General features: G+C 46.8%; 13 protein-coding genes. 12 read left to right on the forward strand and 1 reads right to left on the reverse strand.

Annotated features, from left to right (window positions below; genetic code table 11):
• Nucleotides 1-126 precede the first annotated feature (126 nt).
• The 11 genes from BMX69_RS21750 (at nt 127) to BMX69_RS21800 (ending at nt 11495) form a co-directional block, all read left to right on the forward strand.
• Nucleotides 127-1599: an aminotransferase class I/II-fold pyridoxal phosphate-dependent enzyme gene (locus BMX69_RS21750; RefSeq protein WP_100043501.1), complete on the forward strand. Its 1473-nt coding sequence runs from the start codon at nt 127-129 to the stop codon at nt 1597-1599.
• Between the two features lie 6 nt (nt 1600-1605).
• Nucleotides 1606-2463 carry a polyamine aminopropyltransferase gene (speE, locus tag BMX69_RS21755; protein ID WP_025231119.1) on the forward strand — a complete coding sequence of 286 codons (858 nt, stop codon included), beginning with the start codon at nt 1606-1608 and terminating at the stop codon, nt 2461-2463.
• Nucleotides 2460-3728, forward strand: a complete 1269-nt coding sequence (locus BMX69_RS21760; protein ID WP_054791880.1) for a saccharopine dehydrogenase family protein — start codon at nt 2460-2462, stop codon at nt 3726-3728. Before speE ends, BMX69_RS21760 begins: the two co-directional genes overlap by 4 nt.
• A gap of 6 nt (nt 3729-3734) precedes the next feature.
• Nucleotides 3735-4856, forward strand: coding sequence for a carboxynorspermidine decarboxylase (nspC, locus tag BMX69_RS21765; protein WP_100043502.1), 1122 nt, complete (start codon nt 3735-3737; stop codon nt 4854-4856).
• A gap of 41 nt (nt 4857-4897) precedes the next feature.
• Nucleotides 4898-5992: an agmatine deiminase gene (gene aguA, locus BMX69_RS21770; protein WP_054791881.1), complete on the forward strand. Its 1095-nt coding sequence runs from the start codon at nt 4898-4900 to the stop codon at nt 5990-5992.
• 96 nt (nt 5993-6088) lie between these two features.
• Nucleotides 6089-6970, forward strand: coding sequence for an N-carbamoylputrescine amidase (gene aguB, locus BMX69_RS21775; RefSeq protein WP_100043503.1), 882 nt, complete (start codon nt 6089-6091; stop codon nt 6968-6970).
• An 86-nt stretch (nt 6971-7056) separates the two neighbouring features.
• Nucleotides 7057-7917, forward strand: a complete 861-nt coding sequence (locus BMX69_RS21780) for an AraC family transcriptional regulator (protein WP_160117895.1) — start codon at nt 7057-7059, stop codon at nt 7915-7917.
• Between the two features lie 93 nt (nt 7918-8010).
• Nucleotides 8011-8415 carry a protease complex subunit PrcB family protein gene (locus BMX69_RS21785; RefSeq protein ID WP_242941449.1) on the forward strand — a complete coding sequence of 135 codons (405 nt, stop codon included), beginning with the start codon at nt 8011-8013 and terminating at the stop codon, nt 8413-8415.
• 149 nt (nt 8416-8564) lie between these two features.
• Nucleotides 8565-9263 (forward strand): serine O-acetyltransferase, encoded by a 699-nt coding sequence (gene cysE, locus BMX69_RS21790; RefSeq protein ID WP_054791885.1) that lies wholly within the window; start codon nt 8565-8567, stop codon nt 9261-9263.
• Between the two features lie 121 nt (nt 9264-9384).
• Nucleotides 9385-10956, forward strand: coding sequence for a DUF3794 and LysM peptidoglycan-binding domain-containing protein (locus BMX69_RS21795; RefSeq protein WP_054791886.1), 1572 nt, complete (start codon nt 9385-9387; stop codon nt 10954-10956).
• 293 nt (nt 10957-11249) lie between these two features.
• Entirely contained in the window at nt 11250-11495 is a 246-nt protein-coding gene (locus BMX69_RS21800; RefSeq protein WP_025231128.1) for a GIY-YIG nuclease family protein, read from the forward strand.
• 49 nt (nt 11496-11544) lie between these two features.
• Here the strand turns inward: BMX69_RS21800 and trhA are convergent, their stop codons facing one another.
• Complete coding sequence (trhA, locus tag BMX69_RS21805) at nt 11545-12192, reverse strand: PAQR family membrane homeostasis protein TrhA (protein WP_054791888.1); 648 nt, start codon at nt 12190-12192, stop codon at nt 11545-11547.
• 204 nt (nt 12193-12396) lie between these two features.
• Here trhA and BMX69_RS21810 point away from each other — a divergent pair, with 204 nt between their 5' ends.
• Nucleotides 12397-13134 (forward strand): nitroreductase family protein, encoded by a 738-nt coding sequence (locus BMX69_RS21810; protein WP_100043506.1) that lies wholly within the window; start codon nt 12397-12399, stop codon nt 13132-13134.
• Nucleotide 13135 lies beyond the last annotated feature (1 nt).

Below are 13135 nucleotides of genomic sequence, written 5' to 3' on the forward strand. Positions count from 1 at the left end.
TGCAGGCAGGTGATGAATAATCACCTGCCTTTTTGCTATGAAAAATCTGCGCCAATTAGGCGACACTTACGTTTCAGCGACAAAAGAGGGAGAAATATTCCCGTAACAAGGAGAGGTAAGAGCCATATGAACAAAGAAGATCAGATGAGGGCGCCTATTTGCGAAGCTCTTGAAACATTTCAAAAAAAGAGGGTAGTACCCTTTGATGTGCCGGGCCATAAACGGGGAAGGGGAAATCCGGAGCTTGCCCGCCTTTTAGGGGAACGGTGCGTCGGACTTGATGTAAATTCCATGAAGCCTCTTGATAATCTATGCCATCCGGTGTCAGTGATCCGGGACGCGGAACGGCTGACAGCAGATGCTTTTGGGGCAGCAGATGCATTTTTGATGGTGGGAGGAACCACGTCGGCTGTACAGAGCATGATCCTGTCTGTCTGCAAAGCAGGGGATAAGATCATTCTTCCAAGAAATGTCCATAGAAGTGCCTTAAATGCTCTGGTATTGTGCGGGGCGGTTCCTATTTATGTAAACCCGGAGGTGAACAGCATGCTGGGCATTTCCCTTGGCATGGAGATCGGCCAGGTGGAAAAGGCAATTATGGAAAATCCCGATGCAGTGGCAGTATTTGTTAACAATCCCACCTATTACGGAATCTGTTCTGATATCCGCTCCATTGTCCGGCTGGCCCATGCCCACGGGATGAAGGTTCTGGCTGATGAAGCCCATGGCACCCATCTCTATTTTGGAAAGGGTCTTCCGGTTTCCGCCATGGAAGCGGGCGCGGATATGTCGGCGGTCTCCATGCACAAGTCAGGAGGAAGTCTGACACAAAGCTCCCTTCTCCTTTTAAACAAAGGAGTGAACGGGGATTACGTACGTCAGATCATAAACTTAACCCAGACCACCAGCGCCTCTTACCTGCTTTTGTCAAGCCTTGACATATCAAGAAGGAACCTTGCTCTGCGGGGAGAGGAATCCTTTGCAAAGGTGGTGGAAATGGCGGAATATGCCAGGGGAGAGATCAATTCCATCGGCGGTTACTATGCGTATGGAAGGGATCTGATCAATGGAACCAGCATTTTTGATTACGATGTGACTAAGCTTTCTGTTTATACCCTGGGAAATGGGCTGGCAGGAATTGAGGTCTACGATCTCCTTCGGGATGAATATGATATCCAGATCGAATTCGGGGATATCTGCAACCTCCTTGCCTACATTTCCATCGGCGACCGGATTCAGGATATTGAACGTCTGGTAGGAGCACTGGCAGATATTGAGCGCCTTTACAAAAAGGATAGGACGGGAATGCTCTCAGGAGAATACATTGCCCCTAAAGTGGCAGTATCACCTCAGAAAGCATTTTATTCCCAAAAGGTATCCGTACCGGTAGGGGAATCAGCAGGAAGGATAAGCGGGGAGTTTGTCATGTGCTATCCTCCGGGTATTCCTATCCTGGCGCCGGGAGAGATGATTACGGAAGAGATCGTGGAGTACATCATTTACGCCAGGGAAATGGGCTGTTCCATGCAGGGAACCGAGGATCCGGCAGTAGAACGGCTGATGGTATTAAAGGAGCAGGTTCAAGAAGGGGAGAGGTAGGAAACAATGGAGATATGGTTTTCAAAATTTCACACTTCCAATGTGAAGCTTTCGGTGCGGATCGATAAACAGCTTTTTTCCGGTGAAAGTGAATACCAGAGAATTGACGTGTTTGAATCCCAGGAATTTGGAAAGTTTGTGTCTTTGGATGGAGACATTGTTTTTTCAGAAAAAGATGAGTTTATTTACGATGAAATGGTTACCCATGTTCCCATGGCAGTCCATCCAAATGTGAAGGATGTGCTTATCATCGGCGGAGGCGACGGAGGGGTGGCCAAGGAACTTTTACAGTACCCGTTTATTCAGTCCATCGATGTGGTTGAGACGGATAAACTGTTTGTAGATGTATGCCGTGATATCTTTCCTGAAGTATCTTGCGGGCTTTCTGATCCCAGGGTAAAGGTGTATTATGATGACGGGCTCCGTTTCTTAAGAAGCAAAAAAGAGGAATATGACCTTATCATCAATGATTCCACGGATCCTTTCGGACATACAGAGGGGCTTTTTACCAAGGAATTTTACGGCAGCTGCTATAAGGCGCTGCGAAGCGATGGCATCATGGTCTACCAGCATGGAAGTCCTTTTTATGATGAGGATGAGGCGGCGTGCAGGAGCATGCACCGGAAGGTATTCCGTTCCTTCCCCATAAGCCGTGTTTATCAGGCCCATATTCCCACCTGCCCGTCGGGCTACTGGCTGTTTGGGTTTGCTTCGAAAAAGTATCATCCCATCAATGATTTTAAGCCAGAACTATGGAATCAATTAAAAATTGAAACCTGGTACTATACAACAAATCTTCATACAGGCGCTTTCATGCTGCCTAAATACGTGGAAGATTTACTGAAAGAGGAGGAAAAGGAATGAGCAGATTATTGATTATCGGTTGTGGAGGGGTTGCCTCTGTGGCAATCCGGAAATGCTGTCAGAACAGTGAGGTGTTTACTGACATTTGTATCGCAAGCAGGACAAAGGAGAAATGCGATGCCTTAAAGGATAAGCTTGCGGGGACAACAAAAACAAGAATTGAGACAGCTAAGGTTGATGCGGATCACGTGGAAGAGGTAATTGCCCTCATAAAGGATTATAAGCCGGATGCCGTATTAAATGTGGCTCTGCCCTATCAGGATTTAACCATTATGGATGCATGTCTTGCAGCAGGGGTTGATTACATTGATACCGCTAACTACGAGTCTGAGAATACGGATGATCCGGAGTGGAAAGCGATCTATGAGAAGCGTTGTGAAGAGCTTGGCTTTACCGCCCTTTTTGATTATTCCTGGCAGTGGGATTACAAGGAGCGCTTTGAGAATGCAGGCATTACCGCATTGCTTGGAAGCGGGTTCGATCCTGGAGTTACCAGTGTGTTTTCTGCTTATGCCTTAAAACACTATTTTGACGAAATTCATACCATTGATATTTTAGACTGTAACGGAGGCGATCATGGGTATCCCTTTGCAACCAACTTTAACCCTGAAATCAATTTAAGGGAGGTATCCTCCAACGGTTCCTATTGGGAGGATGGCCGCTGGATCGAGACAGAGCCAATGGAGATTAAATCCAAATATAATTTCCCTGAGGTTGGGGAAAAGGACATGTACCTGCTTCACCATGAGGAGATCGAATCCCTGGCAAAGAACATTCCCGGGGTAAAGAGGATCCGTTTCTTCATGACCTTTGGACAGAGCTATTTAACTCATATGAAGTGCCTGGAAAACGTAGGTATGCTTTCCACCTCTCCTGTGGAGTTTAACGGACAGGAGATCGTGCCCATTCAGTTTTTGAAAGCCCTGCTTCCGGATCCGGCTTCCCTTGGCCCCAGAACCAAAGGAAAGACCAATATTGGATGCATCTTTACGGGTGTAAAGGATGGAAAGGAAAAGACCATTTACATCTACAACGTATGCGATCATGAGGAATGCTATAAAGAGGTGGAATCCCAGGCGATTTCCTATACCACCGGAGTTCCGGCCATGATCGGAAGCCTGATGGTGTTAACCGGCCAGTGGAAGAAGCCGGGAGTATTTAATGTGGAAGAGTTTGACCCGGATCCCTATATGGAGGCTTTAAACAAATGGGGGCTTCCGTGGGTGGTATGTGAGGACCCGGAAACTGTTACGGTATGGAGATAGGAAAAAATGAGGATCGAAGAGCTTAAAACCCCATGTTATGTGATCGATGAGGGAAGACTGGAGAAAAATTTAAAAATCCTAAGCCAGGTAAAAGAAAATACCGGGTGCAGGATCCTGTTGGCACAGAAGGCATTTTCCTGCTTTGCGGAGTACCCTCTTATCGGCAAGTATCTTGACGGAACTACGGCCAGCGGGCTTTATGAAGCCAGGCTGGGCAAAGAGGAGATGGGGCTTGAAAACCATGTTTTTGCCCCCGCGTATAAGGAAGAGGACTTTAAAGAGCTGGTGAAGATCTGCGATCACATTGTATTTAACTCGTTTTCCCAGCTGGAGAAGTATAAAAATGCTTTAGAGGGAGTAAGTGCCGGTATCAGGATCAATCCCCAGTGCTCCACCCAGGAAGGCCATGAAATCTATGACCCCTGTGCGCCCGGATCAAGGCTTGGCGTATCCATTGACAATTTTAAAGAGGAGTGGCTGCCCTGGATATCAGGGCTCCATTTCCACACCTTATGTGAGCAGAATTCAGAAGACTTAAAAAAGACCCTGGATGCCGTGGAGGAAAAATTCGGAAAGTATTTATCCCGACTCTCCTGGCTGAACATGGGCGGTGGGCATCATATTACCAGAGAGGATTACGACATCGGGCTGTTGGAAGCCTGCATTAAGAGAATGCAGGAAAAGTATGGCCTTCAGATTTATCTGGAACCTGGAGAGGCAGTGGCACTTAATGCCGGATATCTGGTGACAGAGGTTATGGATGTGGTGGAAAACGGGATAAAGACTTTGATTCTTGATGCTTCCGCAGCCTGCCATATGCCTGATGTGCTGGAGATGCCGTACCGGCCGCCTTTAAAGGACAGCGGAGAAACGGGGGAAAAGGCTTTTACCTACCGGCTCTCCTCCTGCACCTGTCTGGCAGGGGACGTGATCGGTGACTATTCCTTTGACAGGGAAATAAAGCCCGGAGATAAGCTGTATTTTATGGATATGGCCATCTATTCTATGGTGAAGAACAACACCTTTAACGGGATGCCCCTTCCTGACATCGCTATCATGGATCAGGAAGGAGACTGTCGTGTCATAAAACGGTTCGGCTATGAGGATTTTAAGAACAGGCTGGCCTAGGGGTTACAAGCATATCCCCATGATTCATTAGGAGACATACTATGGAAAAATTAAAGAGCCTCCCAATTGCAGATGGATTTTACATGCCGGGAGAATTTGAGCCTCATCGGGGCTGTATTATGATCTGGCCCAAGCGGCCCGGTTCCTGGCCCTTTGGGGCCGGGAAGGCAAGAAAAGCCTTTGCCGAAATTGCGGAGGCCATTGCAGACAGCGAGCAGGTGGTCGTGCTGGCGGAGCCTGATGTGAAGGAATGTGCCAGGGAAATGCTGTCGGACCGGATCCAGGTGGTTGTAATGGAATCTGACGACGCATGGGCAAGAGATGTGGGGCCTACGTTTGTGATCAATAAGGAACGTAAGGTCAGGGGCATCGACTGGCAGTTTAATGCCTGGGGAGGAACTTTTGACGGGTTGTATCCGGACTGGCAAAAGGATGACCTTCTTGCAGGGCGTTTCTGTGAGCATTTTGGCTATCCGGTTTATGATGCAGGGCATTTCGTACTGGAGGGAGGTTCCATCCATTCGGACGGGGAAGGTACGCTTTTGGTGACGGAAGCCTGTCTTCTGAGCGCCGGACGGAATCCCTCTCTTTCCAAGCTTCAGATTGAAGAACAGCTGAAAAATTATCTGGGGGCTTCTAAGGTCATCTGGTTAAAAGCAGGCATCTATCAGGATGAAACCAATGAGCACGTGGATAATGTCTGTACGTTTATCCGGCCGGGGGAAGTGGTGTTAGCCTGGACGGATGATGAGGATGATCCTCAGTATGACATGTCCCTTGCCGATTTAAGGATACTGGAACAGGAAACAGATGCAGCAGGAAGGCATTTTAAGATTCACAAGCTCCCCATACCTAAGGAACCGGTCTGCATTACGAAAGAGGAGCTTTCAGGCTTTTCCTTTGAACCTGGAGAGGATGAGAGGGAGGCCGGAGAGCGCCTGGCTGCCAGCTATGTAAATTTTTATATATCCAATGGAGGGGTGATTGTTCCCCAATTTGGGGATGTTCATGATTTAAAGGCAGTACGGATATTAGAGGAGTGCTTCCCTGAGAGAAGAATCTATCCGGTGTATGCAAGAGATATTATTGTAGGAGGCGGAAATATTCACTGCATTACACAACAAATTCCGCTGTAGTCCGGCCATGCCATTCATAGATCGGCGGACCTGGCTCCGCCGGATTATTCATGTCGGGCGTCCCCGCGATAGAAACCATACCGGAAGGAGAATTTCATGAGAGAGGTAACAGTAGCGGCAGTTCAGATGAGATGCTGCGATGACATTAAAAAGAATATTGCAAATGCGGAAAGACTGGTAAGGAAGGCAGCAGGGGAAGGGGCTAAGGTCATTCTCCTTCCGGAGCTGTTTGAACGGCAATACTTCTGCCAGGAGAGACGGTATGACTTTTATGAATATGCAGAACCGGCAGAGGAGAACCAGGCGGTTAAGCATTTCGCCGGGATTGCGGCTGAGCTTCAGGTGGTGCTTCCCATCAGCTTTTATGAGCGGTCAGGAAATACCATGTTTAATTCAGTGGCAGTTCTTGACGGCGATGGGACAAATCTTGGAATATACCGGAAGACCCATATTCCCGATGATCATTACTACCAGGAAAAATTTTATTTCACTCCCGGGGACACTGGCTTTCAGGTATTTAGCACCATATACGGGAAAATCGGCGTAGGGATCTGCTGGGATCAGTGGTTTCCTGAGACAGCAAGGTGCTTAGGCTTACAGGGAGCGGAGCTGATCTTATATCCTACTGCCATTGGAAGCGAACCTATCCTGGAATGCGACAGCATGGAGCACTGGAGGCGCTGCATGCAGGGACACGCTGCTTCCAATATCATTCCGGTCATAGCAGCTAACCGGATCGGAGTGGAATCCGTTGTTCCCTGTATGTCAAACGGGAATCAAAGCTCCTCTCTTAAATTTTATGGATCCTCCTTTATTACGGATAATACCGGGGCTGTCATAGCCTCTATGGGCCGGGAGGAAGAAGGCGTCATATGCGCTTCCTTTGATCTGGATCAGATGATGACTGACAGGAGAAACTGGGGGCTTTTCCGCGATCGCAGGCCGGAAATGTACGGGAAAACCACAGGAAAATCTTAAACTCACCTTTTTGTGCAGGAAAAGTTGCGATAATATTCTGAAACTATATTATGCTGAAGCTATCAAAGAGAGCGGGAGGTAAAAGAGTGGATTGGCTGGATAAAATGAACGGGGCTCTGAACTATATTGAAGATAATTTAAGCGGAGAGATTCATCTGGAGGAAGTGGCAAGACGTGCCTCCTGTTCCAGCTTTAATTTCCAGCGGATGTTTTCTTTTATGGCAGATGTTTCCCTCGCGGACTACATCAGAAGACGGCGGCTCTCCCAGGCCGCTATGGAGCTTCTGACCACAGGGGAAAAAGTCATTGACGTTGCCTTAACGTATGGATACGAGTCGCCGGTTTCCTTTGCCAGGGCATTTTATGCTGTGCACGGTATGAATCCCAGCGAGGTGAGAAAATCCGGAAGGAAGATCAAAGCTTATCCCCGCATCTCCTTTGAAATAACCATTAAAGGAGTGGAGGCTATGAATTATTACGTAAAAGAGCTGGGAGAATTCCGGCTGGTAGGAATTAAGGAAAGAATGTCCCTGGACAATGGAGAGAATTTAAAAAGGATCCCGAAATTCTGGAATGAGTTCTACAGTCAGGACAGGTGCGAGGAAATACTGAAATTTAATGACAATAAGGATCTGCTTTTCATGGGAGCATGTGCCAATCCTGATGATAATGGATTCGATTATTACATTGCGACCGGATCAGACAAGGAGATACCGGAAGATATGGCTGAATTGGTGGTACCAGCCGGCCAATATGTGATTTTTGAATGCGTGGGCAAATTGCCGGAAGGACAGCAGAATATTTGGAAACGGATCTTTACGGAGTGGTTTCCGTCAGCCGGTTATGAGATGATAGACGGACCACAGCTGGAATGGTATCCCGAGGGAGATATCACTTCAGAGGAATATAGGAGCGAAATTTGGATCCCAGTCCGTAAAAAAGAGTAAATCCCTTCATAAAATCCGTTTCTTCCCCATATATATAGTAATAATTAATAAGTTGGGGAGTGTGCTATGAAGAGACTGTTTAGCAGAAGATGGATGATTTTTTTCGGTCTGGCCATGTGGGTACTGGTAGTACGTACCTTAAGCGGGTGTACTTTAAACAAGGATAGTGGTGATAAGGTGCGGGATCTGGAATTTACCGTGGTAGCTGACGCAGATATTCCGCAGGAACTTAGTAAGATCATTGCTGAGAAGCAGCAGTCACCTTTTAAGCTGACCTACAGCGATGATCAGAACCTTTACATAGTGGTTGGTTTCGGAAAGCAGGCTGGTGGAGGATATAGCATCGCAGTCAATGATCTTTATCTGACAGATAATTCCATTGTCCTGGATACGGAGCTGATCGGCCCGGAAAAGGGAGAGAACACGGGGACGGAACCCTCTTATCCCTTCATCGTCATTAAAACGGAGATGTCAGAGCTTCCGGTAGTGTTTCAGTAGAAAAGAAGTTGAAATAGCCGTTCCGCAGATGGCAAAAGCGGGACGGCTGTTTTTGTGGCAGATAAAACGTAAATTCCCCTTTTTTCTTAAGCCGTCATATGATATACTACTTCAAATAAGAGAAGGTAGTAAGGAGAAGGAAGGGGAATATGATATTAAAGGATATATGGCTTGATGTTACGGCAGTAAAAGAGCGGGATCCGGCGGCCAGAAGCAAGCTTGAAGTGCTTTTGCTCTATCAGGGAGTTCATGCTTTGATCTGGCATCGATTTGCCCACTGGTTTTACCAGCACAAGATGTTTTTTATAGCCAGGTTTATTTCCCAGCTGGCAAGATTTTTTACACTGATCGAGATTCATCCCGGCGCGCAGCTGGGGCATGGGATTTTAATTGACCATGGCAGCGGAGTGGTGATCGGAGAAACTACGGTGGTAGGAGACAATTGTACGATATACCAGGGAGTTACTTTAGGCGGCGTGGGACTTAATAAGGGAAAGCGCCATCCAACCCTTGGTAATAATGTGACCGTAGGAGCAGGGGCTAAGATTCTAGGCTCCTTTGACGTAGGAGATAATTGTACCATAGCGGCAAATGCCGTGCTTTTAAAGCCTTTGGAGAGCAACGTAACAGCGGTCGGAATTCCCGCCCGCCCGATTAAGATCGATGGTGTGCCCCTTCCCAAGGAGGAAAGCAATCTGGTGACCATGGATCATTACTGCAAGATGGAAGAGCGGGTCAGGGAATTGGAAGATACGCTGTCTAAACTGCAGACAGAGTTGTCTTCCTATCAGGAAAAAGAGCACTCCGATCAGGCGGAGGCATCTTTGGAGGGGAAAATTGAGGAATAGAAGGGCTAAAACTCTCTTGTATTTCAGGAAGTCCGGGAATGATAACAAAAAAAGTATAATGAAACATGCACCTGCATAAACTTTCTTAAAGGAATAAAGAAGGTAAGGCAGGTGCTTTTTTATGTTGGAGCTGGTGAAGAAAAACATACATATGAATCGTTGGAAAGGATATGCCGCGTCCCAGATTACTCTTGACGATGACTTCATCGTCCCAGACAGTATGGATGATGTGGATCAGATTATTTTAAGTTCCGGCGATATTACCATTGATTCCGTAAAGGTTCAGACAGAACGGGTCGTGGTCCGGGGCAAGCTGGATTTTATGAATCTCTTCCGAGGAGTGGATGGAGGGCTTCAGACCCTTTCAGGAAGCATTAACTTTGAGGAACCCATCAATGTCCCCGGACTGGAGGAGAAGGATTACGTCCAGCTGGGGTGGGAGCTTGAGGATTTAAACGCTGGGCTCATTAATTCCAGGAAGCTGAGCGTAAAGTCGATCGTATCACTTAAGGTGAAGGTGGAAACTGCCAGCGATATAAACGCTGCTGTGGAAGTGGACACGGGAGGCCCGGTAACAGATGTGCCAATGGTGGAAACCCTTCGCCGCAATCTGGATATTGCATCCATTGCTCTCCGCCACAAGGATACGTTCCGCATCAAGGATACGGTTACTCTTTCAGGAAACAAGCCAAACATTGATCACGTTTTATGGACCGAAATGAAGTTAAGAGGCGTTTCCTTAAGGCCCATGGATGGAAAGATGATGCTTGACGGGGAACTGTTAGTCTTTGTTATTTACCAGGGAGAAGGGGAAGGCGCGCCCATCCAGTGGGTAGAGGAGAGCATTCCGTTTTCAGGGGAGCTGGCTGTTCCGGATATGACTGAGGATATGGTTCCATTGGTTACAGTCCACATAATCCATAAGGATATTGAGGCAAAACCGGATTCAGACGGTGAGATGCGGGAAATGGATATGGATTCAGTTCTTGAGCTGGATATGAAGCTTTACAAGGAAGAGAATATGGAGCTGCTCAGCGATATATATTCCACCAACAGGGAATTGACGCTGCAGACGGAGGAAGCTCTTTTTGATAAGATCCTGACGAAAAATATGAGCAGATGCAAGGTGGTAGAAAAGCTCAGCCTGGATCAGGCGGACCGGATCCTCCAGATATGCCACAGTGAAGGGACTGTTAAAATCGATGACACGGAAATCAAAGAGGACGGACTTCATGTGGAAGGCGTTTTAGAGGTTCGTATCCTTTATATGACTTCTGACGATGACCAGCCGATCCAGTCAACCGTGGAAGATATTCCATTCCATTTCCTGATTGAGGCACCGGGGATCAATGAGCAGACGGTTTGCCAGCTGAATCCGGGCTTAGAGCAGCTTAGCGCGGTTATGATGGGCGGAGGAACCGTTGAAGTGAAGTCGACCATTTCCCTTGACTTACTGGCCTTGCAGCCGATCCGCGAGCAGATCATCACAAACGCATTGGAATCGCCCATGGATTTAAACAACTTGCAGAAGCTTCCCGGAATCGTGGGATATATTGTGCAGCCTGAGGATTCCCTCTGGAATATCGCTAAAAAGTTCCATACAACCATTGATACCATTATAGCGACCAATGGATTGACGGATAAATCCGTAAGACCGGGTGACCGGCTGATTCTTGTGAAGGAATTGGCATAATTTTATTCAATAAAGTGCCAGGCAGAAGGGATCGCTTTTGCCTGGCATAATTGATTATTCCTCTGAATGATTTTTTTAAAAAAGGGTATGATAAAGATTGCTATTCACATATCAGCTTGCCCTGTTATATAATATACTATAGCTGAGCTATAGCTTCAACCATCGATGGCGCCAAAACGCATCCAGCTGGTGCTTAAGATAGATGACAGGTTACCCTGGACGGTAGTGACGTATTGCAAGGCGTTATTACCGTTTACATACCCTGAATTTCCTGATACCGGAGAAGAAAAAACATGAACTATACCTATATTTTAAGATGTGCAGATGATACCCTGTATTGCGGCTGGACAAACCACTTAGAAAAACGTTTAATAGCCCATAACCAGGGAAAAGGGGCCAAATATACAAAAGCCCGCAGACCTGTGGTCCTGGCTTACTGGGAGGAGTTTTCTACAAAAGAAGAAGCCATGCGGAGGGAAGCCGCAATTAAAAAACTTACCAGGAAGGACAAGCTAAAACTGATGGGGGAAATTGTATAAGAAAAACCGTCAAGGCCGCGAGTATGCGGGACTGACGGTTTTTCCGGTATTATGCAACAAAATGGTACATCAAAATATAATGACATAAGCTTCCGCCCATGACGAATAGGTGAAAGATCTCATGGGATCCAAAGCTTTTATGCTTCGCGTTAAAAAGAGGAAGCTTAAGAGCATAGATAATGCCGCCTATGGTATAAATGATGCCTCCTGCAAGCAGCCAGAGAAAACCGGCAGAAGAAAGGGTAGCCGTAATCTTTGAAAATGCCAGAATGCAAACCCAGCCCATGGCAATGTAGAGGCATGACGAAAACCATTTGGGGCACATTATAAAACAGGCTTTTATGATAATTCCTGAAATGGCAATGCCCCAAACCAGAGCAAGCAGGCTCCAGCCGGTCTTATCTCCAAGAACGATCAGGCAGATTGGTGTGTACGTTCCTGCTATCAGGATGAAAATCATCATATGATCTAATTTTTTCAGCAGACGGTTGATTTTCGGTGAGATATCAAGAGTATGGTAGATGGTGCTGGCTGCGTAAAGAAAAACCATACTGATGATAAAAACCGTTAAGGCGGCCAGATGGAGCCCCCCGTCGGAAGAAGCCTTAATAAGCAGTGGTGCTGCGGCTATAAGCGCCAGTATCATAGCGATAAAATGTGTGAGGGCACTGACCGGATCTTTAATTTTAAATTCCATGGAAATCCTCCTTGTAGAATACAAAAACTTTTAACGTAGTAATCAATACTATGTATTGCATTTTTATATACTATACACTTTGCGTGAGAAAAATGCAATAGTTTTTTAAAGATAAAATATAAAAATGGGTTTGCTATAATTGGAACAATAAAATATAATGAATAGATAAAATGAAAATTATAAAAAGGAAGGTATGACCGCCCTATGAATCAGACGATAAAAGAACTTATGGAAAGAAAATCTGTCCGTGTATATGAGGACCGGGCCATTGAACCGGAGAAAAAAGCGGCTATTATAGAGGCGGCCCTTCAGGCACCTACGGCAGGAAACATGACCCTGTATTCCATTATTGATGTGACGGATCAGGAGCGAAAGGAAACCCTGGCAGTAACCTGCGATAACCAGCCATTTATTGCAAAGGCACCTCTGGTGCTGGTTTTTGTAGCAGATTATCAGAGGTGGTACGAGCTGTTCTGCCACTATGAAGAAGAGGTCCGCCAGCCTGGACTCGGAGATCTTTTGCTGGCTTGTGATGATGCCCTTATAGCCGCTCAGAATGCGGTTGTGGCGGCAGAATCCATGGGCATTGGCTCTTGTTACATTGGGGATATTATGGAGCAGTATGAAACCCACAGGGATTTGTTCGGCCTTCCTAAGTATGCGGTTCCGGCGGCTATGGTGGTCTTTGGATATCCCTCCAGGCAGCAGCAGGAGAGAAAAAAGCCGGAGCGGCTTAAGCCTGAGGCTGTGGTGTCCACGAATTCCTACCGCCGTTTAAGCCCGGAGGAATTTTCCCTGGAGCTTAAAAAGACCCAGGGCAGGGAAGAGGACTTTGAGCGATGGATAAAGGCTTTTTGCAAACGCAAATGGAATTCTGATTTCAGTGCAGAGATGAGCCGGTCTGTGGAAGCTATGATGGCTGCATGGAAGAAAGAGGAGTAAA

Source organism: Lacrimispora sphenoides JCM 1415 (assembly GCF_900105615.1).
Lineage (GTDB): Bacteria > Bacillota > Clostridia > Lachnospirales > Lachnospiraceae > Lacrimispora > Lacrimispora sphenoides.

What these genes read in the sequence shown, in the direction of transcription:
- BMX69_RS21810 (WP_100043506.1), top strand. Translation starts at nt 12,397, where the DNA reads ATGAATCAGACGATAAAAGAACTTATGGAAAGAAAATCTGTCCGTGTA.
- BMX69_RS21750 (WP_100043501.1), top strand. Translation starts at nt 127, where the DNA reads ATGAACAAAGAAGATCAGATGAGGGCGCCTATTTGCGAAGCTCTTGAA.
- speE (WP_025231119.1), top strand. Translation starts at nt 1,606, where the DNA reads ATGGAGATATGGTTTTCAAAATTTCACACTTCCAATGTGAAGCTTTCG.
- BMX69_RS21800 (WP_025231128.1), top strand. Translation starts at nt 11,250, where the DNA reads ATGAACTATACCTATATTTTAAGATGTGCAGATGATACCCTGTATTGC.
- aguA (WP_054791881.1), top strand. Translation starts at nt 4,898, where the DNA reads ATGGAAAAATTAAAGAGCCTCCCAATTGCAGATGGATTTTACATGCCG.
- nspC (WP_100043502.1), top strand. Translation starts at nt 3,735, where the DNA reads ATGAGGATCGAAGAGCTTAAAACCCCATGTTATGTGATCGATGAGGGA.
- BMX69_RS21795 (WP_054791886.1), top strand. Translation starts at nt 9,385, where the DNA reads ATGTTGGAGCTGGTGAAGAAAAACATACATATGAATCGTTGGAAAGGA.
- cysE (WP_054791885.1), top strand. Translation starts at nt 8,565, where the DNA reads ATGATATTAAAGGATATATGGCTTGATGTTACGGCAGTAAAAGAGCGG.
- BMX69_RS21760 (WP_054791880.1), top strand. Translation starts at nt 2,460, where the DNA reads ATGAGCAGATTATTGATTATCGGTTGTGGAGGGGTTGCCTCTGTGGCA.
- trhA (WP_054791888.1), bottom strand. Translation starts at nt 12,192, where the DNA reads ATGGAATTTAAAATTAAAGATCCGGTCAGTGCCCTCACACATTTTATC.
- BMX69_RS21785 (WP_242941449.1), top strand. Translation starts at nt 8,011, where the DNA reads ATGATTTTTTTCGGTCTGGCCATGTGGGTACTGGTAGTACGTACCTTA.
- aguB (WP_100043503.1), top strand. Translation starts at nt 6,089, where the DNA reads ATGAGAGAGGTAACAGTAGCGGCAGTTCAGATGAGATGCTGCGATGAC.